The organism is Belnapia sp. AC561 (assembly GCF_979252845.1).
Window position 1 is genome coordinate 1 of sequence record NZ_CEEDBP010000007.1, and the last position, 21,050, is coordinate 21,050.

Here is a 21,050-nt window from a genome sequence, read left to right on the forward strand (position 1 = left end):
GCCCGCCCCCGCGCGGCGGAGCGTCCGGACACCCGAGCCAGCACCCGTCCGGCCCCCAGCCGCGCGGCACCGCGCGACCGGGATGAGGCGCCACGCAGCCGTACTGCGCGTCCGGCCGAGCGGGGCGAGGCCGCGCCCCGTAGCCGGAGCACGCGCCCGGCACCTCGGGACGACGCGGCGCCACGCAGCCGCAGCCCACGTTCCTCGGAGCGGGAGGAGGCGGCACCGCGCGGCCGCAGTGTCCGCCCCGCATTCCGGGACGAAGCCGCACCGCGCAGCCGCAGTCCCCGCCCCTCGGAGCGGGAGGAGGCTGCACCGCGCGGCCGCAGCACCCGCGCGCCGGCCAGGGACGAGGCCGCGCCGCGCAGTCGCACCCCACGCCCCCCGGTCCGGGAAGAAACTGCACCTCGCAGCCGCAGCACCCGCCCACCGGCGCGTGACCGGGACGACCCGGCACCCCGCAGCCGCAGCCCACGCCCGGTGGCCCGCCCCCAGGACGAGGAGGCGCCCCGCACCCGGCGCACCGCCGAGCCCGTCGCCCGCTCGCGCACCAGCACCCGCCCGCCGTCACGCGACCGGTCCGAGGACTCGCCCCGCGTCCGTGCCGCATCGGCGGTGAAGCCGAAGACCCTTGGCCGCGCCACCGCCAAGACCTCGCCCAATCGCCGTGCCGCCGCCGCCCCGGTGCCGGAGGCGAAGATCATCCGGCGCCGCGTCGGCGTGCCACCGAAGCCGGTGCCGCAGGATGACGGGCCGCCGCGGCCGGTCATCTCCAAGGCGCAGGCGGTCGCCGGGCCGGATGCGGACAAGCCCGCGAAGCGCAGCCGTGCCAAGCCGAAGGTCACGCCGGACCGGCTGGAGCAATTGGTCAATGCCGCCCGCACCAGCCTCGAGGATGACAAGGCCGAGGATATCGTCGTCCTCGACGTCACCGACCGGGCCAGCTACGCGGACCGGCTGGTGATCGCCACCGGCTTCGTCGACCGGCAGATCCAGGCCATGGCGAACCATCTGGAGGATGCGCTGGAGAAGGTCGGCATGAAGCTGCGGCGGGATGCGATCCAGGCCTCGGACGACTGGGTGCTGATCGACTGCGGCGACATGATCATCCACCTGTTCAAGGCCGAGGCGCGGGCGCTCTATGCGCTGGAGCGCATGTGGGGGCCGGAAAGCCCCCCCGGTGGCCCCGCCGAGGGGGATGATGCAACCCTGATGGACGGGGACGCGCGACCCGAGTGAGCCGGGCGCCGCGGCTGATTGCCGTCGGCCGGCTGAAGTCCGGGCCGGAGGCGGCCTTGTTCGAACAGCACAATGCCCGCCTCCGCCCACCCTTCGCGGTGACGGAAATCCCCGAGGCCCGTGGCAGCGCCGGCGAGATCCGCCGGCGCGAGGGGGCCGCGCTGCTGGCCGCCCTGCCGGACGGCGGCTTTGTCGTCGCCATGGACCTCGGCGGCACGGCGCCGACCAGCGAGGCGCTGGCCAGCCTGGCCGAGCGCTGGGAAGCCACGGGGCGACCGCTGTGCTTCCTCATCGGTGGCGCGGAAGGCCTCGATCCCTCCGTGCTGGACCGCGCCGAGCACCGGCTCTCGCTCGGCCCGTTGACCTGGCCGCATTTCCTGGTGCGCGGATTGCTGGCCGAACAGTGGTATCGGGTGCAGGCAATCCGCGGCGGACATCCCTATCATCGGGCCTGGCGACCTTGAGGGAAACAGTGATGGGCCTGTTGATGACCGCGGCATTGGTCTGGGTCGGCGCACATGTCGGCATCGCCGGCACCGCGGTGCGCGGCGCCATCGTCGCCCGTACCGGGGAAGCCGGCTTCCGCATCGGCTATTCGCTGCTCTCGGTCGCCGCCATCGCCTTCCTGGTCCGGACCTGGCAGGCGGCGGAGACCACGCCCCTATGGTTCGCCCCCGCCTGGCTTCGCTGGATTTTGGCGCTGGTGATGCTGCCGGCCTTCGTGCTGTTCGTCGCCTCCTTCCGCCGCAACCCGACCGCGGCGGGCGGCGAGAAGCTGATTGGCGCCGAGGCGACCGGTATCCAGCGCGTCACCCGCCACCCGATGCTGTGGTCCTTCACGCTCTGGGCGGCGGTGCATGCGATCGGCAACGGCGATAGCGCCGCGCTGGTCTTCTTCGGCGCCTTCCTGGTCACCGCCCTGGCCGGCATGCCGAGCATCGATGCCAAGCTGGCCAAGCGCGCCCCGGCGGATTGGGCGAAGCTCGTCGCCGCCACCTCCATCCTGCCCTTCGGCGCCATCGCCGCCGGCCGCAACCGGCTCGTGCTGAGCGAGATCGGCTGGGTGCCGCCGGTCGCGGGGCTGCTGGCCTGGGCGGCGATGCTGCACTTCCATTCCCGCTTCTTCGGAGTGTCGCCCCTCATCCTCGGGTGACAGCGGCCGCCGTGCGGGGCAGGCTCGGCGGTGGGAGGAAACCATGCCGCAACTGTCCCGCAGGATGTTCCTGGCCACTTCGGGTCTGGCCATGCCAGGTTTGGCTCGCGCCCAGGTCTGGCCCGCACGCCCCATCACCTGGGTCGTACCCTTCCCGCCCGGCGGCATCACCGACAATACCGCCCGGCTGGTCGCCCAGGGGCTGCAGCCAATGCTTGGCCAACCGATCATCATCGAGAACCGGGCCGGGGCCGCGGGCAGCGTCGGCGCCGAATACGTTGCCCGGGCGGCACCCGATGGCCATACGCTGCTCTATGGCACACAGGGCACCCAGGCGGCGAACCTCGCCCTCTATCCCAGCCTGCGCTACGACCCGCTGAAGGATTTCGCCGCCATTCATGCGCTGGCCGCGACGCCGAACCTGCTGGTCTCCCACCCTGGACGGCCCTGGCAGGATGTCGCGGGGCTGATCGCCGCGGCGCGGCGCGCCCCGGGCGGGATCACCGTCGCCTCCACCGGCGTCGGCACCAGCACGCATCTGTCGGGCGAGGTCTTCCAGTCCGTCACCGGCGTGCGCTTCACCCATGTGCCCTACCAGGGTGCCGCCAAGGCGCTGAACGACCTGGTCTCCGGCACCGTCGACATCATGTTCGACAACCCGGTCACCACCGCGCCGCTGATCAATGCCGGCCGGTTGCGGGGGCTGGCGGTAACCGCCGCGGCGCGGGTGCCGATGGTCCCCGAGGTGCCGACCCTGCGCGAGGCCGGCGTCGGCGGTGCCGATAGCGGATCCTGGGCCGGGATGTTTGCGCCGGCACGAACGCCGTCCGCCATCCTGGCGCGGCTGGCCGATGGCGTCGCACAGGTGATGGCGGACCCGGCGCTGCGTGAGGCCTTCGCCGCCAATGGCCGGCAGCCGCTGGACGGGCTGCGGGGCGAGGCCTTCCAGGACTTCATCGCCGCCGAGGTGCCGCGCTGGCGGGCCATCGTCGAGCGTTCCGGGGCCCGGCTCGAATGACCGAGATCGATGGTCCGGAAGCGGGCCGGATTACCGCCCGGCCACGCCCCTATGCGCCGACGGCTTGGCCCTTGGCGGCGGGGCTGCATCCGCTCGGGATGGGCGGTGAACGCGATGGGCTGCTGCGCGTGCCGCCGCCGATCGACGGGCCCTTGCCGCTGGTCGTCATGCTGCATGGCTATGGCAGCGGGGCGGAGAAGGCGCTGCGCCGCATCCTGCCCATCGCCGATGCGGCGCTGGTCGTGCTGCCGGAAAGCCTCGGCGCGACCTGGGACGTGCTGGAGGGCGGCTACGGGCCGGATATCCTGCGGCTGGACGCCGTGCTGGCGCGCATCCTAGCGGCTTGGCCAGTCGACCCGGCGCGGCTCGCCGTTGCCGGCTTCTCCGACGGGGCCTCCTATGCGCTCTCGGTCGCCATGATGAACGGTGCGCTGTTCAGCCATGCCCTGGCCTTCTCGCCCGGCTTCGCCGCGCCGATGCGGCTGGAGGGCAAGCCGCGCGCCTTCATCAGCCACGGGACGGAGGATGAGATCCTGTCCATCGACCATTGCAGCCGCCGGCTGGTGCCGAAGCTGCAGCGCGCGGGCTACCCGGTGCAGTACCTGGAATTCCCGGGCCGGCACGAGCTGCCGCCCGCCATCGCGCAGGCGGCGCTGGGCTTCCTGAACGCGGCTTGACCTGTCGGCTGCGGGTGCCAGCATCCCCGGCAAGCAAAGGGGAAACGTCATGGACACCATTACCCAGAACCTGGCCGGCAAGGTCGCCATCGTCACCGGCGCCGGCTCCCGCCCCGGGGAAGGTGTCGGCAATGGCCGCGCCGCCGCCATTCTGCTGGCCCGTGCCGGGGCGAAACTGGTGCTGGCCGATGCCGTCGCCGAATGGGCCGAGGATACCCGGCGGATGATCGAGGCGGAGGGTGGCGAGGCGATCACCGTCGCGGCTGACGTGACCAAGCCAGAGGATTGCCGCCGCATCGTCGCAGCCGGCGTGGAACGTTGGGGGCGGCTCGACGCGCTGGTGAACAACGTCGGGATCAGCGGCGCCCAGGGCACCGCGGAGGAGGTTGATCCGGCAGAATGGGCGCAAGGACTGCTGGTGAACGTGACCTCGATGATGCTCATGGCGAAATATGCGGTACCGGAGATGCGCAAGGCCGGCGGCGGCGCCATCGTCAACATCGGCTCGGTCGCCGGGCTGAAGGGCGGCCATCCATCCCTGCTGTATCCGACCAGCAAGGGTGCGGTGGTGAACATGACGCGGGCGATGGCGGTGCATCACGCCAAGGATGGCATCCGGGTGAACTGCGTCTGCCCCGGCATGGTCTATACCCCGATGGTTCAGGCCAATAACATGACACCGGAAAAGCGCGAGGCGCGGCGCAAGCGCAGCATCCTGCAGGTCGAGGGCAGCGGCTGGGACATCGGCGCAGCCGTCGCCTTCCTCTGCGGCGGCAATTCCCGCTGGATGACCGGGGCCATCGTGCCGGTCGATGCCGGCGCCACGGCCATCGCGGCGCTGCCGAGCGGGCTGGGCTGACGCCATGCAGCAGGACCGCTACGGCCATGGCCTCTCGACCGGTTCGGCGGCCGCGGCCGCGGCCTATGACGCGGGCAACGACCTGTTGCTGACGCATTGGCCTGGCGCGGCCGAGGCCTATGACCGCGCCATCGCCGCCGACCCGGGCTTCGCCCTGGCCCATGCCGCCCGCGCCCATGCGGCGCTGCGGGATGGCGACGCGGCCGGGGCGAAGCGGTCCCTCGCCGCGGCCGAGGCCCTGGCCCCAGGCCTGCCCGAGCGCGAGGCCCGGCACATCGGCTACCTCTCCTTGTTCCTGAACGGCCAGGCGGAGGCGGCGCTGGCCGCCCTGCCGGGCCATATGGCGGATTACCCGCGCGATGCGACGGTATTGGTCACCGCCATCACCCCGAATGGACTGATCGGCAGCAGCGGCCGCGCCGATCGGCACGATTACCTTGTCGGGCTGATGGACGGGTTGGCGCCGCATTACGGCGACGACTGGTGGTTCGGCGCCATGCACGGCATGGCGCTGTCGGAGGCCGGACAGGGTGCCGCGGCGCGTCCGCGGATCGAGCGGTCCCTTGCAGCGAGGCCCGACAATGCCTGGGGTGCCCATGCCCTGGCGCATGTCTGCTACGAGGGCGGCGAAACCGATGCCGGCCGCCGCTTCCTGCGCGGCTGGCTGCCAGGCTACCCCGGTGCCGGGTCGCTGCATGGACACCTCTCCTGGCATCTGGCGCTGGGTGAAATCGAGGCCGGCGATGCCGATGCGGCCTGGCGGCTGTTCATCGAGGCCTGCGGGCCGGCAAGCCATACCGGGCCGGCCCGGCTGAAGCTGACCGATGCGGTCTCCTTCCTCTGGCGCTGGGAGATGGCGGGCAATCCACGCGATGCCGCCGGCTGGGAGGCAATCCATCGCTTCGCCCGGGCGATGTTCCCGAAGCCGGGAATGGCCTTCGCCGACCTGCATGTCGCGCTGGCGGAGGCCGTCGCCGGGGATGGCGCGGCGCTGGCGGCCTGGGTTGCGCAGGTCGAGGCGCTGGAGCGTGCCGGCCGCTACCCCTCCGGCACGGTGCTGCCGTCGCTGGCTGCGGGCTTCGCCGCCTTTGCCCGTCAGGATTATGCCGGGGCGATCGAAGCCATGGCGCCGGTGGTGGCGGAACGGGACCGGATCGGCGGCAGCCGAGCACAGATGGACCTGGTGGAATTCACCCTGCTGCGTGCCACGGTCGAGGCAGGCCGGCTGGAAGCGCTGCCGGGTCTGCTGGCGGCAAGACGACCCGGACCGGCACCCGCGCCGGTCGCCGGGCTGCATCAAGCCGCATCGTGAAAGATGATGCCGAGCGTATGCCGCTGCCCGCTGCGTAGCCGGCTGACACCGTGGCGCATCACCACCCGGTAGCTGCCCCGGCCGCCGCGGACCGGACGTTGCGCCACGGCGAAGACCGCGGCCTCACCCTGGGTCAGTGGCACCACCTCGGCGCGGGACTGCATGCGCGGGCGCTGTTCGGTCAGGACGAATTCGCCGCCGGTGAAGTCCGCACCGGGTGCCGAGAGCAGCACGACGGCCTGCAGGGGAAAGACATGCTCCCCATACAGGTCCTGGTGCAGGCAGTTGTAGTCGCCGGGACCATAGCGCAGCAGCAGCGGCGTCGGCTTCACCTGACCCGCCGCATGGCAACGGTCCAGGAATTCGGCATGGTCCGCCGGATAGCGCGCCGCCAGCCCCATCGCCTCGTTCCAACGGTTCGCGACCGGCGCCAGCCGCGGATAGAGCGTGCTGCGCAGGGCCTGCACCGGATCGGGCAGCGGCTGGGCGAAATACTGATATTCGCCCCTACCATAGCCATGCCGCGCCATGACGACCCGGCTGCGGAACAGCCCCGGCGCCTCGTATAACTCGATCAGCGCCTGGCATTCCGCCGGAGTGAAGACCGGCCCCAGCCGGGCCACGCCCTGCGCATCGAGCTCAGCGGCCACGCTGTCCCAATCGATCGCCTGTTGCATGTCGCCCTCCGTCCTTCCCCCATGACCGTGATCGGCCTCGCCCGCCTGCCGCCGGTTGCGCCGGCATGGCGGCGGCGTTAAGGCCCGCAGGCCAGACCGGAGGTTTCCCATGCCCGCACCCCGCCCCGTCATGCTCTGCATCCTCGATGGCTGGGGCTGGCGCGAGGAGGTGGCGGATAATGCCGTGCGTCAGGCGAAGACGCCCAATTTCGACGTGCTATGGGCGGGGGGGCCACATGCCTTCCTGCGCACCTCGGGCCGCGACGTGGGCCTGCCGGACGGGCAGATGGGCAATTCGGAGGTTGGCCACCTGAACCTGGGCGCCGGCCGGGTCGTGATGCAGGACCTGCCCCGGATCGATACGGCGGTGGCCGACGGCTCCATCGCCGCCATGCCGGCGCTGGTCGCGCTGATTACCGCACTGAAGGCCTCGGGCGGCACCTGCCATCTGCTGGGCCTGGTTTCGCCAGGCGGCGTGCATAGCCACCAGCGCCATGCGGCGGCCCTGGCCGGCGTGCTGTCCAAGGCGGGTATCCCGGTGGCGATCCATGCCTTCACCGATGGGCGCGATACCCCGCCCGAAGCCGCACCCGGCTATCTGGCGACGCTGGAGGCGGATATCGCCGGCTTCCCCGGCGTGCACATCGCAACCGTCACCGGCCGCTACTTCGCCATGGACCGCGACCATCGCTGGGACCGCGTCAGCCAGGCCTGGCGTGCGATGGTCCTGGCCGAGGGCACCCCGGCCGCCTCGGCCGCCGCAGCGGTCGCCGCGGCCCATGCGAAGAAGGTCACGGATGAATTCGTCCCCGCCAGCATCATCGGCGGCTATGCCGGCATGCGGGACGGCGACGGGCTGCTGAGCTTCAACTTCCGCGCCGACCGGGTGCGGGAGATCCTGGATGCCCTGGTGGACCCAGGCTTCAGCGGCTTCGAGCGGCCCCGGGTGCCGCGTTTCGCCGCCGCGGCCGGCATGACGGAATATTCCACCAGCCTGAACGGCTTCCTCGGCACCCTGTTTGCCCAGCAATCCATGCAGGACCTGCTGGCCGAGGTCGTCGCCCGTGCCGGGCTGAAGCAGCTGCATGCGGCGGAGACCGAGAAATACCCGCATGTCACCTTCTTCCTGAACGGCGGGATCGAGCAGCCCTTCCCCGGCGAGGACCGCATCATGGTCCCCTCCCCCAAGGTCGCCACCTATGACTTGCAGCCGGAGATGTCGGCGCCGGAGCTGTGCGAGAAGGTGGTCACGGCCATCGGCACCGGCACCTATGACCTCGTGGTGCTGAACTTCGCCAATCCCGACATGGTCGGCCATACCGGCAGCCTGCCGGCGGCGATCAAGGCGGTGGAGACGGTGGATACGGCGCTCGGCAGGATCGTCGCTGCGGTAAAGGCCCAGGGCGGCGCACTTTTGGTCACTGCCGACCACGGCAATTGCGAGTTGATGAAGGACCCGACGACCGGCGGGCCGCATACCGCGCATACCACCAATCCGGTGCCGGTCCTGCTGGTCGGTGGGCCGGCCGGGGCAAGGCTGGCAGATGGACGCCTGGCTGATGTGGCGCCGACCCTGCTCGCGCTGATGGGCCAGCCGCAGCCGGCGGCGATGACCGGGGTTTCGCTGCTGCGGACAAGCTAGATCAGAGGCAAGGCGGGGCGCCGCACCGCTCGCGCGGCGCCCCGCCGCCGTGCTACCTCGGACCCGTCTTGAAGCCGCCCGCGCCGCCTGCAGCATTGCGTCGCCCGATCCGACCCGCCCACGGCGGGTTCGGCATGGTTTCCGTTGCGGTGGCCCTGGCGATGATCAGCGCTGCCCCTGTCCCGGCCCAAGCCCCGACACCACAGGCAGTCCAGGCCGCCCAGCGTGCGGCCCAGGCAGAGCGCGAAGCGGCCGAGGCCGCGGCCCGGGCTGCACGCAATGCGGCCGCCGAGGAGCGACGTCTGGCCGAACGCCGGGTCGAGGCAGCTCGTCGTGCTCAAGCGGCAGACCAGAGGGTTACTGAGGCCGAGCGACAAAGCGGCGCCGCCAACGCCGCGGCCGAAGCCGCTCGTGCGCAGGGCCGCGACCGTGCCGCCATGCTTGCGCCGATGCTGCCGCTGATGCTGCGCCTGGGCCTCTGGCCGGCGGAATCGCTCCTGGCAGTGCCCGGACCGCCGGAGGAGACATTGCGGGGTCTGCTGGTGCTCCAGGGTCTCTCCCGCCAACTGGCAGCGGAAGCCGGGGCGCTGCGGGCGGCCGAGGCCGAGGCCAGGCAGCGCGCCGGCGTCGCCGCCAGCCAGGCCAGTGCATTGCGTGAGGCAGAGGCCAACGCCCGGGCCGCCGCGGCAGCGCTTGAGGCGGAGCTGCTGGCGGCACAGGACCGCAGGGCCAGCACCAAGGACGCGGAGGTGGAAGCAAGCCGCCGTGCCGCCGCGACCGCAGCCCGTGCTACCAGCCTGGAAGGCGCCCTTGCCCGGCTTCGGCAGGAGGAGGCCCGTCAGGCCGCACGGGAAGCCGCCGAGGCCCGGGCCAAGGAGAGGGCGGAGGCGCGGGCCCAGTCGCGGTCCCAGGCTCAGGCTCAGGCTCAGGCCCAATCCCAGGCCGCCGCACGATCACGCCGCCAGGCTGACGTGGATGCAGCCTCCACGCGCAGTCCCGACCCGGCGCCCAGGACGACTGGCGGCCGCGCCATGCCGGTCGCGGGCCAGGTCATCCGGGAATTCGGATCGTCCGGGGAAGGCGGGACGTCGCGCGGCTTGACCTTCCAGGCTCAGGCGGGTGCGCGGGTTGTCAGCCCTTGCGGCGGAAAGGCGGTTTTCGCCGCGCCATTTCGAAGCTTCGGCCAGTTGTTGATTGTCGATTGCGGCGAGGGGTACCATTTCGTACTGGCTGGGCTCGACCGATTGGATACGGCCCCAGGCCAGCGCTTGCTGGCAGGGGAACCGGTTGGCCAGCTTGGCGGGACCGCACCGCTGTACCTGGAATTGCGACGTAACGGCCGGGCCGTGGATCCACGGGGCTTCTTGGGTGGAGGTTAAGGCGTCGGCGTTAGGGCTGACGACCGTGCTGCTGAGCGGGCCGTGCTCAGGATACCGCGGCTTAACATACTGGCCCTGCCCTCCGGCCGGAGTTCAGGCTAACATGCCGGGTGATGGCCCCATGGGCCCTTCTGGTCGAGAATCGTCTGTTCGCGTGATGGGTATTTCTTAAACGCCTAGGCTCAAGGGATACGGGTGGCCGCATGAAGGGCAGTGTTCGGACGGTGGCGACGGTGGCCGGGGCATTCGCCGCGGGCATCTTTCTCGGACCGATGGTCACCTCCCCCATGGTGAAGGCCTGGGCTCAGGATGGTGGTCGGGCGGAGACCTATCGGCTGCTGAATCTGTTCGGTGACGTCTTCGAACGGGTGCGTGCCGAATATGTCGAGCCGATCAACGACCGCGATGCAGTCGAGAATGCCATCAATGGCATGCTTACCGGCCTCGACCCCCATAGCAGCTACCTGAACCAGCGTAGCTACCGCGACATGCAGGTGCAGACGCGCGGCGAGTTCGGCGGCCTCGGGATCGAGGTGACGCAGGAGAATGGCTATATCAAGGTCATCTCCCCGATCGACGAGACCCCCGCCGCTCGGGCAGGCGTCAAGGCCGGCGACCTGATCACCCATCTCAACGGCAACTCGGTGCAGGGCCTGACCCTGCAGGAAGCGGTCGAGCAGATGCGGGGCGAGCGCGGTACCGCCATCAAGATCACCATCCGGCGCGAAGGTGCCGACCGGCCGATCGAGCTGTCCCTGACGCGGGAGGTGATCCGTCCGCAGGTGGTTCGTTCGCGGCTGGAGGGGACGGATATCGGTTATGTCCGGCTCACCTCCTTCAACGAGCAGACCGATGTCGGCCTGCGCCGGGCGATCACCGCCCTGCGGCAGCAGGCCGGGGCCAATCTGAAGGGCATCGTACTGGATCTGCGCAACAATCCGGGCGGCTTGCTCGATCAGGCGGTGCAGGTTTCGGACGACTTCCTTGAACAGGGCGAGATCGTCTCGACGCGGGCGCGGCGGGTCGAGGATGCCCAGCGCTGGAATGCCAAGGCCGGCGATATCGCCCAGGGCCTGCCCGTGGTGGTGCTGATCAATGGCGGCAGCGCCTCGGCGTCCGAGATCGTGGCTGGCGCGTTGCAGGATCACCGCCGGGCAATCGTCCTCGGCGTGAAATCCTTCGGCAAGGGCAGCGTGCAGACCGTCATGCCCATTCCGGGCCAGGGCGCCATCCGGCTGACCACAGCGCGCTACTACACGCCCTCCGGCCGCTCCATCCAGGGCACGGGGATCGAGCCGGACATCGAAGTGCTGGCCCAGCGCCAGGAAGCCACCGCGACCATCCCCCGCGAGCGTGAGGCCGACCTCCGTCGTGCCTTGCGCAACGAAGGTGGCGTGCAGCAGCCGGCCGGCGCCGCCATCCCGCCGCTGCAACTCCCGGCCGGGCTGGTCGAGAAAGTCACTCGCCTGCCGCCCGAGGGTGCACCCGCTTTCGATCCGACGAAGCCGGAAACCGACTTCCAGTTGCAGCAGGCTACGACTCTGCTGCGCAATCTGGCGGCAGCCCAGGCCCCGGGCCGCCGCGCCGCGGCGCGCTGATCGCCCAGCCAGCGCCGTGACGGAACGGTGATGGCACGGGCGCAGGCCCCCAGTGGTTTGCCAGCGCCACGCCCAGCCCTGTCGCGGGGCTGGAAGGCACTCTTTGCCTGCTGGGCAGTCGTGCTGATCCTCTGCAGCGGTGGCGTGGCGACCCTGGCGTGGCTCGGTCCGCTTCCGTCACCGAGAGAGGATGCGCCGACAGCGGCAATGGCCCCACCCGCTGAGCCGACAGGCGCCGCGGAAGCCATGACACCGCCGGACCCGCCGCAGCCCGCTTCCGTATCGGCTGCCACGGTCTCGCCAACCGGCCCGACATCACCGCCGGCGGCGCCCGAGCCACCCCCCTTGACCGAAGCGATGGTGCGGGAAGCCGTGGTCCGCACCGCGGCTCAGCCCGGCCGCGTCATTCCCCCAGCCGATCCCGGCTTGATGGAAGCCGGTGCCCATGGGCCGCTACCGCGCATCGCACCGGATGGCAGGACCCCCATCCGTACCTATGGCCGCGGGTTCGATCGCCAGGATGTCCGACCCAGGGTCGGCCTCATCATCGGTGGCCTCGGGATGAATGCGGCGCTGACCGAGGAAGCCATCCGCCGGCTGCCGGGCCCGGTTACCCTCGCGTTCAGCCCCTATGCCCCGCATATTGCCCTGCTGCTGGATCAGGCGCGGGGCCGGGGCATGGAAACCCTGGTCGCCCTGCCGCTGGAGCCGACCGGCTACCCCCTCAACAATCCCGGAGACCGGGCCCTGCTCACCGGGCTGCCCGGCGCGGAGAACGACGACCGCCTGGCTTGGCTGCTATCCCGCTTCACCGGCTATGTCGGCGCTATCGGCGCACTCGGACCGATGCGTGGAGAACGTTTTGCCGCCCTCGGCGAAAGGCTGGGGGCAGTGCAGGACGCCTTGCGCAGCCGGGGCTTGCTCTATGTGGACCCGCGCCCTGGGGCACGTGGCCCGCAGCGGGCCTGGGGTCGCACCATCGACCTCGTGGTGGATGAGCCGGCGACCCGCAGCGAGATCGAGATCAAGCTGGCGGCGCTGGAACGGCTGGCCAGGGAAAGCGGCTCGGCACTCGGCTATGCCGGCGAAGCTTCCCCCGTGCTGATCGATCGCGCTGCCGCCTGGGCCGGAAGCGTGGACAGCCGTGGCCTTGTGCTCGCACCGGTCAGCGCCCTGATACGCCGTCCCGAAACCGGCGAGCAGATGCCCGCCCCGTTCCGCACCCGCGCCAATTGAAGGTCATGCCGATGGATCTGCCGTATCGAGACAATGTCGGCGCCGTGGTGTTCAACCCGGCCGGCCTGGTGCTGGTGGCCCGTCGTGCCGATTTGCCGAATGCCGAGGGTGCCCCGGGCGGCTGGCAGCTTCCCCAAGGCGGGATGGACCCGGGCGAGGATCCCAGCGTCGCCGTCTTCCGGGAGTTGGAGGAAGAGGTCGGCACCGCCCGCGCCGAGATCATGGCCGAGCATCCGGATTGGTTGACCTATGACCTGCCGCCCGCATTGCTGGGCAAGGCCCTGGGCGGCAAATTCCGCGGCCAGAGGCAGAAATGGTTCGCCCTGCGCTTTCTCGGTACCGATGCCGATATCCGGCTCGACCTCGACCCCCACCCGGAATTCGATGCCTGGCGCTGGGTACCCCTGGCCGATTTGCCGTCCCTTGCGGTGCCGTTCAAGCTGGCGATCTACACCATACTTGCGCGAGACTTCGCCCGCTTCGCCACGCCGTAATCCGGAAAGACCCGCATGGCCTGGATCATCCTCGGCGTCATCGCGCTGCTGCTGTTCTGGCTGGTCATCGTCTACAACCGGCTGGTGGCGCTGCGCCAGACCACCGGACAGGCCTGGTCGGATGTCGATGTCCAGCTCAAGCAGCGGCATGACCTCATCCCCAACCTGGTGGAAACGGTGAAGGGGTATGCGGCGCATGAACGCGGCACGCTGGAGGCCGTGGTCCAGGCGCGAAGCCAGGCCCTCGGCGCCAAGGGGCCGGACCAGGCAGCCGCGGCGGAAGGCGCGCTCGGTGCCGCGTTGGGCCGCCTGCTGGCATTGTCCGAGGCCTATCCCGACCTCAAGGCCAACCAGAACTTCCTTCAGCTTCAGGGCGAGCTGGGCGATGTTGAGAACAAGATCGCTGCAGCCCGCCGCTTCTTCAACAACGCCACTGCCGAGTACAACAGCGCCATCCAGCAGATCCCGGCCGTGCTGTTTGCCGGCGCACTCGGCTTCCTGCCCAGCCGCTTCTTCGAGGTGACGGAGACGGAGCGTGTCGCCATCGCCGCCCCGCCCCAGGTGAAATTCTGAGCCACCCCGACGGGCTGAATCCGCATGCGCGCCTTCGGCCTGAAGACCTGGATCTGGAACAATGGCTGGAAGACCGGGCTGCTGCTGGCCGGCTTCCCCCTGCTGATCGGGATGATCGGCTACGCCATCGGCCTTCTGGTCGTCGCCGGTGAGGCCCGAAGCTTCAGCCAGGGCTTGCGGGACGCAGCCGGAATCCTGCCCGTGGTCCTGCCGATCGTGCCCGGCCTCACCCTGCTTTGGTTCGGCATCGCCTGGGTCGCCAACCAGCGCATCCTGGATGCGCTGAGCGGCGCCCGCGCCGTCACCCGGGCCGAGGAACCGCGGCTGTGGAATAGCTTGGAAACCCTCTGCATCAGCCGCGGATTGGGCATGCCGCGACTCGCGGTCATCGAGACTCCGGCCCGCAATGCCTTCGCATCCGGCCTGTCCCGCGACACGGGCGCGGTGACGGTGACGCGCGGACTGCTGGAGGCGTTGAACGACCGCGAATTGGCGGCGGTCCTGGCGCATGAGCTCACGCATATCCGCAATGGGGATGCCCGACTGGCCGTCGTCGCTGCGGTCTTCGCCGGCGTGGTGTCGCTGCCGGGCGAGTTGATGGTGCGTGGTGGCCGCGGGCTGGCCAAGGTCCGCATGGGCGGCGGCACCTCCTCCCGCCGCTCATCCTCCAATCGTGGCAAGGGCGGAGGCGGCGCCGCGCTGCTGCTGGTCCTCGTGGCGCTGGCGATCATGCTGCTGACCTGGGTGCTGGCCCTGGCGCTGCGCTTCGCCCTCTCCCGCAACCGGGAATTCCTGGCCGATGCCGGCGCGGTCGAACTGACCCAGGACCCGGATGCGATGATCTCGGCCCTGCGCAAGGTTGCCATGCAAGCCGAGATGCCGGCATTGCCGGCCCAGCTCCAGGCGATGCTGCTGCAAAGCGCCAGCGAAACCCTGGGCAAGGCCTGGCTGGCGACGCATCCCTCGGTCGAGGACCGGATTGCCGCACTGGTGCGCTTCGGAGGCGGCAGGGACAGTGGCCCGGCCGCAGGACCGGCGCCGAAGGTCATGGCACCGGCGATCGCTCCCCCGATCCCTGGTTCACCCTGGTGGCGCCAGCCATAGCGCGGCTTGCGTCTGGCCGAGTCGCCCCCGCATGGTCCGCGCATGCGCTTTCTTCATACCGCCGACTGGCACCTTGGCCGCAGCCTTGGGGGCCATAGCCTGCAAGCGGACCAGGAATGGCTCCTGTCCCAATGCCTGCTGCCCATGGTGCGGGATACCCGGCCGGATGCAGTGTTGATCGCCGGTGACGTCTTCGACCGCTTCGTCCCGCCGCCCGAGGCGGTGGAACTGCTGGATGAGATCCTGCACCGCATCATCCATGAATGCGGCGTGCCGGTGGTGTTGATCCCCGGCAATCACGACCATGCCCGCCGCCTGTCCTTCGGCGCACGGCTGCTGCGCGGGGCCGGGCTGCATATCGCCCAGTCGGCGACAGGGGAGGCGGTGCGGATCGCCGGCGCCACCATCGTGGCCACGGGATATGCCTCTCCGGCACTGCTGGCCACATTGCCGGGCTATGAAGCCGTGGCCGATCACGATCAGGGATTTGCCGCCTTGTGCCCTGCTTTGCTCGGCCTGTGCTGCGAACCGGGCCCCAAGCTGCTGGTGGCGCATGCCTTCGTGACCGGCGGCACGGAAAGCCCGGATAGTGAACGCTCGCTCTCGGTCGGCGGCACCGGGCAGGTGCTTGCCAGCCGCTTCCTGGGCTTCGACTACGTCGCGCTCGGCCATCTGCACCGGCCGCAAAGCCTGGCGGGCGGGCGCATCCGCTATAGCGGCTCCTTGTTCCCCTATTCCGTCGAGGAGGCGGAGCACGCCAAATCGGTGACCCTGGTCGAGTTCACCGGGGATGGCAGCATGCGGATGGAGGAATTGCCGCTGCTGCCCCACCGGCGGCTCCGGGTCATCCGTGGCAGCTTCGCCGACCTGCGCACCGCCGCCGCTGAGGGGCGGGAAGATTATGTCGCGCTGGAGCTGACCGATCCTCGTCCGGTACCGGAGGCCCAGCGACTGCTGACCGAGATCTTTCCACGCATCGTGGGTCTTCGCTACGTGGCGGAGGTGGCAGCACCGGACCGGATCGCGGTACCAGGCGCGGCGGCTCGGGCGACGCGGCCCATCGACCTCTTTGCCGATTTTCATCAGGCGATGCGCAACGCACCGTTGTCGGGCGAGGCGCGCGCCGTCGCGGCGCTTGCGATCGCCGCTGCCGAACTCGGGGATGCCTGATGCGGCCGCTGACGCTCCGGTTGCAGGCCTTCGGTCCCTATGCCGCGCCGCTGACGCTCGATTTCGCGGATCTTGGACCGCATGGGCTCTTCCTGATCGCGGGGCCCACCGGCGCAGGCAAGACCAGCCTGCTGGATGCCCTCTGCTTTGCCCTGTTCGGGGAGGCCAGCGGCGAGGCCGGCCGCGACGCGCATCTCCGGTGCCAACACGCGCCCGAAGGAATGCCGACCGAGGTCAGCCTGGATTTCGTCCAGGCCGGACAACGCTGGCGCGTCACCCGGCGCGCCGCCTGGCTGCGCCCCAAGCAACGCGGCGGTGGCACCACGGCGGAGAGCGAGGCGGTCACCCTATGGCCGGTAACCGCCGCAGGTCTCGGCCCGCCGGAAGTGAAGCGGGCGGAGGTCGCGGACCGGCTCCATGGAATTCTCGGGCTGAATGTCGCCGAGTTCCGGCAGGTCGTGCTGCTGCCGCAGGGCCGTTTCCGCGAGTTGCTGGTGGCCGAGGCGAAGTCGCGGCAGGCCATTCTGCGGACCCTGTTCCGCACCGCCTTCTACGAACGGGTGCAGTCCGCCCTGAAGGAGGCCGCGAAGGACGCCAAGGATCGGGCGCGCGACTGCGAAACCGAACGCCGCGGGTTGCTCGCTAGGGCCGATGCCGAGGATGCAGCCTCCGCTTTGGCAAGGCGCCCTGACTTTGTCTCGGCGCTGACCATGGCCGAGGCCCTGGAGATCAGGGCCGAGGCGGCCGAGACTCTCGCACGGCAAGCGGAAGAGACGGGGCGCCATGCCGCGCTGCGCCTGGCCGAAGCGCGTCAGGCGGCGGATGCCCTCCGTTCCCTGGAAGGACAGGGGCCTGGCATCGCCCGGGACCGCGCCACCCTGGAAAGCGCCCGTCGCGCCGACCGGCTGGGCGGCGTCCTGGCGACGACCGAGACGGAACGACGCCTTAGCCAGATCGCCCAACAGGATGTGGCCTCCGCCAGAAGCCGGGCCTTGGCCGCAGCCACCCGTCTGGCGGCGGCGGATGCCGCCCTGGCCGATGCCCCGGCACAGGAACTGGCAGCCCAGGCAGCCCGCACGGAGGCTGCGCGACTGACGGAAAAGATTGCAGCCGTCGCCGAGGCCGAACAGGCCACGGCCGAGGCGGAGGAGGCCCAGCACCGCGCCGGCGATGCAGCCACCCGACACGCCCAGGCCATCGCGGCACGGAACGCGGCGATGGAGATCAGGGCACAGGCCGAGGCCGCACTGGGCGAATGCCAGGCACTTGCCGCCCAGCAGGAACGTCATCGCCTGGCCCAGGATGCAGCCGCGCGACACCTGGCCGCGGCGGCGGCGCTGACCGCCGCAGTCGATGCGGTCTCCCATACGAAGGCGGCCGCGGATCAGGCACTGCGGCAGGAACAGTCGGCGCGGGAGGCGGCCACCACGGCCCGGGACGGAGTGGCCGCCGCACACCGGGTGCTCCGCCATGAACAGGCAGCGCATCTGGCCTCGGCGCTGGTGCCGGGGGAGCCCTGCACAGTCTGCGGCAGCCTGCACCATCCCTTGCCCGCCCAGCCACAAGGCAGCCCCCTGCCGGCATTCGATGCCCTGGAAGCCGCAGCTCGCCAGACCGAAGCCCTGCAGGAGACGGCGCGCCACGCGGCAGCCCAGGCGGAAACGGCGCTTCGCCTCGCGGAACAGCGGCATGCCGCGGCCAGGGAGGTTTGCCCGGAGGCGATGCCCGATCACGCCGCCTTGGCCGCGGCCGAAACCGATGCGCGCGCGGCATTGACCAAGGCCACCGCCGCCGTTGCCGCCTTGCCCAGGCTGCAAGCGGCATTGAAAGCGGCACAGGACGGTCAGGATGTGGCTGAGCGGAAGGTTGCCGAGACGGCTCTCGCCGCTGGCACCACGGCACAGGCCCTCGCCGCCGCGGTCGCGCGGCGCGACGACCGCCGCCGCCATCTGCCGGCGGAAAGCGCTTCCGCAGCGGCCTTGCAGGCAGCAGCCACGGCGGCGATCGCCAAGGCGAGCATGATCGAGCAGGCACTGCGCAAGGCCCGGGCAACCCAGGCCGAAGCGGGCGAGGCCGCGCGAAATGCGGCGGAGGCTGCCGCCGCCGCAGACCTCAGCGCTACGGCGGCGGCAGGGCGCTACGAGGCTGCCTCCCATGCCTTGCAGGCGGCCTGCGATGCGGCAGGCTTCACCGATGTTGCAGCCTTGCGCGCCGCGCTGCTCCCGGCCGAGGCACAGGACCGCCTGGCCGAAGCCATCACGCGCTTCGACCGGGATCTCGAAGCGGCGCGCGGCATCGCCCGGCAGGCCGCAACCGCGGCGCAAGACCTCGTATTGCCCGATCTTCCCCGCCTTGCGGAGGCACTCCGGCAGGCGACGCTGGCCAGGAATGCTGCGGCCTCGGCGGTTATCACCGCTCGGGCGGCGCTGACCGAACGGGATAGGCTGCTGGCCGAAATTACGATGGCGGAGAAGGCACTGGAGGCGGCGCGCACCGCCTTCGCGCTGCGACAGGACCTGGCCGACCTGGCGGAGGGCCGCGGTACGGCCTCGGGGCTCAATTTCGAGGGCTATGTCCTTTCGGGCCTGCTGGATGAAGCGCTGGCGGCCGCCAATCGCCGGCTGGAGCATATGCTGGGCGGCCGCTATGCCATCCGTCGCCGCGAGGAGCGGGAAAACCGCGGTCGCGCCGCCGGGCTCGATATCGAAGTCCTTGACCGCTGGAATGCCCAGCCACGGCCGGCCGCGACGCTGTCGGGCGGGGAAGGCTTCTGCGCCTCGCTTGCCCTGGCGCTGGGCCTTGCGGAAACCGTCGCGGCCCATGCCGGGGCCCGGCAGCTCGATACCCTGTTCATCGATGAAGGCTTCGGCACCCTGGATGCCGAAACGCTGGATACCGCCATCGGCGTGCTGGAAGGCCTGCAGGCCGGGGACCGGCTGATCGGGGTGATCAGCCATGTCGGCGAGTTGCGGGAGCGGGTGCAGGCCCGGCTGGAGGTCACACCGGGCCGCCACGGCAGCACCGCGGCGTTCCGGCTGAGCTGAGGCGCGTCAGTAAGTAGCGAAGATCCGGGTGATCTCGGCCGGGTCGCTGGAGACGGTCAGAGCCAGGGCCAGCAGGATACGGGCCTTCTGCGGCGTCAGGTTATCCGCCGGGATGAAGCCGACCTCACCCAACTTGGTGGTCGGGAAGACCCGGCCGCTGCCGGCGCGCGTCGATTGCACCACGACGACGCCAGCCGCCCGCGCTTCCGCCAGGGCCGCCGCATCCCCCGGCGTGACGAAGCCGGGAGCGAAGCCGGCGACAACGATGCCGCGGGCGCCGGCGGCGGTGAAGGCACGCACCGCCGTGCCATCGGCGCCGGCATAGCTATAGGCAACATCAACGCGGGGCAGCTCGGCAAGCTTGCGGATGTCGAACTCCGTTTCCGGGGCCAGCTTGCGCAGGGGTCTGCGGTACCAGGCCAGCCTGTCGCCATCGGCATGGCCGAGCACGCCGAAATCCGCGGAGCGGAAGGTCTGCATGCGGCCGGTCGAGGTCTTGGTCACCTCCCGCGCGGCCTGGATCTCGTCGTTCAGCAGCACCAGCGCACCGAGGCCGCGCGCCTCCTCGCTGGCCGCGACCCGCACCGCATTCACCAGGTTCAGTCCGGCATCGGTCGAGAGTGCCGAGGCCGGCCGCTGCGAGCCGACGACCACGATGGGTACCGGCACCTTGGCGGTCAGCGAGAGGAAGAAGGCCGTCTCCTCGAGCGAAGCGGTGCCATGGCCGATGACGATCCCGGCGACAGCGGGGTCCTCGGCCACGACCTTGTCGCAGAGAAGCACCAACTGCTGCCATTCCGTCCAGGCGATCTGCGGCGAGGGCACGTTGCGATAGGGCACCGCGACCACATCGGCCACCAGCTGCACCTCGGGAAATTTCTCGAGGATGGCATCCGCCTGCATCATCTTGCCATTGGCGCCATAGTTCACCGTATCCAGCGGCCCCACGCCGATCGAGGCGATGGTCCCGCCGGTGCCGATGAAGGCGATCTTCTTCTTGCTCATGCTGCGACGCGCTCCTCAGTGGCGAAGCCGGCGATGCATTGGTCGACCGTCAGGACATCGCCGAATTGCAGGTAGAAGGCCTGGAGCGACGCGGCATGTTCCGCATCGGTCACCGCGGCGCAGCCATCCGGCACCATCACGGTGCGGAAGTTCAGCATCATCGCATCGCGCGCGCTGCTTTCGCAGCAGACATTGGTCACCGTGCCGCAGATCAGCACCGTGTCCAGCCCCCTCGCCCGCAATCGCGCCGGCAGGTCGGAGCTGCCTTCGATAAAGGCGCTGTAGCGATACTTGCGGACGACCTCGTCGCCGATCCGCACATCCAGCAGCGGCCAGAGCGCATTGCCGACCGTCCCCTCGCTCATCGAGGCCGCGCGCCGGGCGCGGGCTTCCGGCGTCGCCATCTCCTGCATGATGGACCACTCGGTCTCGCAGCGGGCGTCAAAGGTGTTCTGGATCCAGTAGACGGCCCCGCCCGCGGCCCTCAGGCCGGAAGCAAGGCGATTGATCGCCGGCACGACATGCTCGGCCATCGGGCAAAGCGCATGCGCCACATCGGCGCGCATGAAGCCATTCTGCATGTCGATGACGACGAGCGCGGTCCGCCGGGCATCAAGCCTGGCGAAGGGGTGCGGCGTGCCGCAACGGGCGGCGACCCGGGCCGCGACGGAATCAGGGATGACGAAGGGATGCATGCGGGGGCCTTTCCGCGGTGGTGATGGCCTTGGGCTGCGCGTAATCCCGAAACCGGCTCTGGCGACCGGCTGGTCTCAGGCTATGCCGGCGGGGGCAGTGCGGCAAGCCGCTCGGACTCCGATGACATCCGGATGTCATACAGTTCTCATCCACCCGTCACAGGACGCTGCTAGA

At 70.4% G+C, this 21,050-nt stretch carries 20 protein-coding genes; 16 read left to right on the top strand and 4 right to left on the bottom strand.

The window, feature by feature from the left end; translation table 11 throughout:
* On the bottom strand, window positions 1-374 hold a 374-nt coding region (locus AC0IW9_RS07720), incomplete at its 3' end, for a hypothetical protein (RefSeq protein ID WP_471647643.1).
* Between the two features lie 361 nt (window positions 375-735).
* On the opposite strand from AC0IW9_RS07720, the gene rsfS reads away from it, so the two are divergent.
* The 7 genes from rsfS to AC0IW9_RS07755 all read left to right on the top strand — a co-directional run bounded on the left by rsfS (window position 736) and on the right by AC0IW9_RS07755 (window position 6,258).
* A complete protein-coding gene (rsfS, locus tag AC0IW9_RS07725; RefSeq protein ID WP_471647834.1) occupies window positions 736-1,239 on the top strand; it encodes a ribosome silencing factor in 504 nt (167 codons plus the stop codon).
* Window positions 1,236-1,703, top strand: coding sequence for a 23S rRNA (pseudouridine(1915)-N(3))-methyltransferase RlmH (locus AC0IW9_RS07730; RefSeq protein ID WP_471647644.1), 468 nt, complete (start codon window positions 1,236-1,238; stop codon window positions 1,701-1,703). Before rsfS ends, AC0IW9_RS07730 begins: the two co-directional genes overlap by 4 nt.
* 11 nt (window positions 1,704-1,714) lie before the next feature.
* Window positions 1,715-2,392, top strand: coding sequence for an NnrU family protein (locus AC0IW9_RS07735; RefSeq protein WP_471647645.1), 678 nt, complete (start codon window positions 1,715-1,717; stop codon window positions 2,390-2,392).
* Window positions 2,393-2,483: 91 nt separating this feature from the next.
* Window positions 2,484-3,410 carry a Bug family tripartite tricarboxylate transporter substrate binding protein gene (locus AC0IW9_RS07740; RefSeq protein WP_471647646.1) on the top strand — a complete coding sequence of 309 codons (927 nt, stop codon included), beginning with the start codon at window positions 2,484-2,486 and terminating at the stop codon, window positions 3,408-3,410.
* Window positions 3,407-4,087 (top strand): alpha/beta hydrolase, encoded by a 681-nt coding sequence (locus AC0IW9_RS07745; RefSeq protein WP_471647647.1) that lies wholly within the window; start codon window positions 3,407-3,409, stop codon window positions 4,085-4,087. The genes AC0IW9_RS07740 and AC0IW9_RS07745 overlap by 4 nt, the downstream gene beginning before the upstream one ends.
* A gap of 49 nt (window positions 4,088-4,136) precedes the next feature.
* Window positions 4,137-4,946: an SDR family NAD(P)-dependent oxidoreductase gene (locus AC0IW9_RS07750; RefSeq protein ID WP_471647648.1), complete on the top strand. Its 810-nt coding sequence runs from the start codon at window positions 4,137-4,139 to the stop codon at window positions 4,944-4,946.
* 4 nt (window positions 4,947-4,950) lie between these two features.
* Complete coding sequence (locus tag AC0IW9_RS07755) at window positions 4,951-6,258, top strand: tetratricopeptide repeat protein (protein WP_471647649.1); 1,308 nt, start codon at window positions 4,951-4,953, stop codon at window positions 6,256-6,258.
* On the opposite strand, the gene AC0IW9_RS07760 is transcribed toward AC0IW9_RS07755, so the two are convergent.
* Window positions 6,243-6,935 (bottom strand): 2OG-Fe(II) oxygenase, encoded by a 693-nt coding sequence (locus tag AC0IW9_RS07760; RefSeq protein ID WP_471647650.1) that lies wholly within the window; start codon window positions 6,933-6,935, stop codon window positions 6,243-6,245. The genes AC0IW9_RS07755 and AC0IW9_RS07760 overlap by 16 nt on opposite strands.
* A 109-nt stretch (window positions 6,936-7,044) precedes the next feature.
* On the opposite strand from AC0IW9_RS07760, the gene gpmI reads away from it, so the two are divergent.
* From gpmI to AC0IW9_RS07805, 9 genes are all read left to right on the top strand, one after another.
* Entirely contained in the window at window positions 7,045-8,577 is a 1,533-nt protein-coding gene (gene gpmI, locus AC0IW9_RS07765) for a 2,3-bisphosphoglycerate-independent phosphoglycerate mutase (protein ID WP_471647651.1), read from the top strand.
* Window positions 8,578-8,645: 68 nt separating this feature from the next.
* Window positions 8,646-9,956, top strand: a complete 1,311-nt coding sequence (locus AC0IW9_RS07770; RefSeq protein ID WP_471647652.1) for a murein hydrolase activator EnvC family protein — start codon at window positions 8,646-8,648, stop codon at window positions 9,954-9,956.
* 203 nt (window positions 9,957-10,159) lie between these two features.
* Window positions 10,160-11,554, top strand: coding sequence for a S41 family peptidase (locus AC0IW9_RS07775; protein ID WP_471647653.1), 1,395 nt, complete (start codon window positions 10,160-10,162; stop codon window positions 11,552-11,554).
* Between the two features lie 345 nt (window positions 11,555-11,899).
* A complete protein-coding gene (locus AC0IW9_RS07780; RefSeq protein ID WP_471647654.1) occupies window positions 11,900-12,790 on the top strand; it encodes a divergent polysaccharide deacetylase family protein in 891 nt (296 codons plus the stop codon).
* A 5-nt stretch (window positions 12,791-12,795) separates the two neighbouring features.
* Window positions 12,796-13,284, top strand: a complete 489-nt coding sequence (locus AC0IW9_RS07785; RefSeq protein ID WP_471647655.1) for an RNA pyrophosphohydrolase — start codon at window positions 12,796-12,798, stop codon at window positions 13,282-13,284.
* 15 nt (window positions 13,285-13,299) lie between these two features.
* Entirely contained in the window at window positions 13,300-13,857 is a 558-nt protein-coding gene (locus AC0IW9_RS07790; protein WP_471647656.1) for a LemA family protein, read from the top strand.
* A gap of 24 nt (window positions 13,858-13,881) precedes the next feature.
* Window positions 13,882-14,961 (top strand): M48 family metalloprotease, encoded by a 1,080-nt coding sequence (locus AC0IW9_RS07795; RefSeq protein WP_471647657.1) that lies wholly within the window; start codon window positions 13,882-13,884, stop codon window positions 14,959-14,961.
* A gap of 42 nt (window positions 14,962-15,003) precedes the next feature.
* A complete protein-coding gene (locus AC0IW9_RS07800) occupies window positions 15,004-16,131 on the top strand; it encodes an exonuclease SbcCD subunit D (protein ID WP_471647658.1) in 1,128 nt (375 codons plus the stop codon).
* On the top strand, window positions 16,131-19,175 hold the full coding sequence (locus tag AC0IW9_RS07805; protein WP_471647659.1) for an AAA family ATPase: 3,045 nt from the start codon (window positions 16,131-16,133) through the stop codon (window positions 19,173-19,175). Before AC0IW9_RS07800 ends, AC0IW9_RS07805 begins: the two co-directional genes overlap by 1 nt.
* 6 nt (window positions 19,176-19,181) lie before the next feature.
* On the opposite strand, the gene AC0IW9_RS07810 is transcribed toward AC0IW9_RS07805, so the two are convergent.
* Entirely contained in the window at window positions 19,182-20,180 is a 999-nt protein-coding gene (locus AC0IW9_RS07810; protein ID WP_471647660.1) for an asparaginase, read from the bottom strand.
* Complete coding sequence (locus AC0IW9_RS07815; protein ID WP_471647661.1) at window positions 20,177-20,875, bottom strand: isochorismatase family protein; 699 nt, start codon at window positions 20,873-20,875, stop codon at window positions 20,177-20,179. Before AC0IW9_RS07815 ends, AC0IW9_RS07810 begins: the two co-directional genes overlap by 4 nt.
* Window positions 20,876-21,050 lie beyond the last annotated feature (175 nt).

Excerpts from the sequence above, each read along its gene's own strand:
- AC0IW9_RS07795 (WP_471647657.1), top strand. The coding sequence starts at position 13,882 with ATGCGCGCCTTCGGCCTGAAGACCTGGATCTGGAACAATGGCTGGAAG.
- gpmI (WP_471647651.1), top strand. The coding sequence starts at position 7,045 with ATGCCCGCACCCCGCCCCGTCATGCTCTGCATCCTCGATGGCTGGGGC.
- AC0IW9_RS07755 (WP_471647649.1), top strand. The coding sequence starts at position 4,951 with ATGCAGCAGGACCGCTACGGCCATGGCCTCTCGACCGGTTCGGCGGCC.
- AC0IW9_RS07800 (WP_471647658.1), top strand. The coding sequence starts at position 15,004 with ATGCGCTTTCTTCATACCGCCGACTGGCACCTTGGCCGCAGCCTTGGG.
- AC0IW9_RS07805 (WP_471647659.1), top strand. The coding sequence starts at position 16,131 with ATGCGGCCGCTGACGCTCCGGTTGCAGGCCTTCGGTCCCTATGCCGCG.
- AC0IW9_RS07740 (WP_471647646.1), top strand. The coding sequence starts at position 2,484 with ATGCCAGGTTTGGCTCGCGCCCAGGTCTGGCCCGCACGCCCCATCACC.
- AC0IW9_RS07810 (WP_471647660.1), bottom strand. The coding sequence starts at position 20,180 with ATGAGCAAGAAGAAGATCGCCTTCATCGGCACCGGCGGGACCATCGCC.
- AC0IW9_RS07760 (WP_471647650.1), bottom strand. The coding sequence starts at position 6,935 with ATGCAACAGGCGATCGATTGGGACAGCGTGGCCGCTGAGCTCGATGCG.
- AC0IW9_RS07750 (WP_471647648.1), top strand. The coding sequence starts at position 4,137 with ATGGACACCATTACCCAGAACCTGGCCGGCAAGGTCGCCATCGTCACC.
- AC0IW9_RS07735 (WP_471647645.1), top strand. The coding sequence starts at position 1,715 with ATGGGCCTGTTGATGACCGCGGCATTGGTCTGGGTCGGCGCACATGTC.
- AC0IW9_RS07790 (WP_471647656.1), top strand. The coding sequence starts at position 13,300 with ATGGCCTGGATCATCCTCGGCGTCATCGCGCTGCTGCTGTTCTGGCTG.
- AC0IW9_RS07785 (WP_471647655.1), top strand. The coding sequence starts at position 12,796 with ATGCCGATGGATCTGCCGTATCGAGACAATGTCGGCGCCGTGGTGTTC.
- AC0IW9_RS07815 (WP_471647661.1), bottom strand. The coding sequence starts at position 20,875 with ATGCATCCCTTCGTCATCCCTGATTCCGTCGCGGCCCGGGTCGCCGCC.
- AC0IW9_RS07775 (WP_471647653.1), top strand. The coding sequence starts at position 10,160 with ATGAAGGGCAGTGTTCGGACGGTGGCGACGGTGGCCGGGGCATTCGCC.
- AC0IW9_RS07745 (WP_471647647.1), top strand. The coding sequence starts at position 3,407 with ATGACCGAGATCGATGGTCCGGAAGCGGGCCGGATTACCGCCCGGCCA.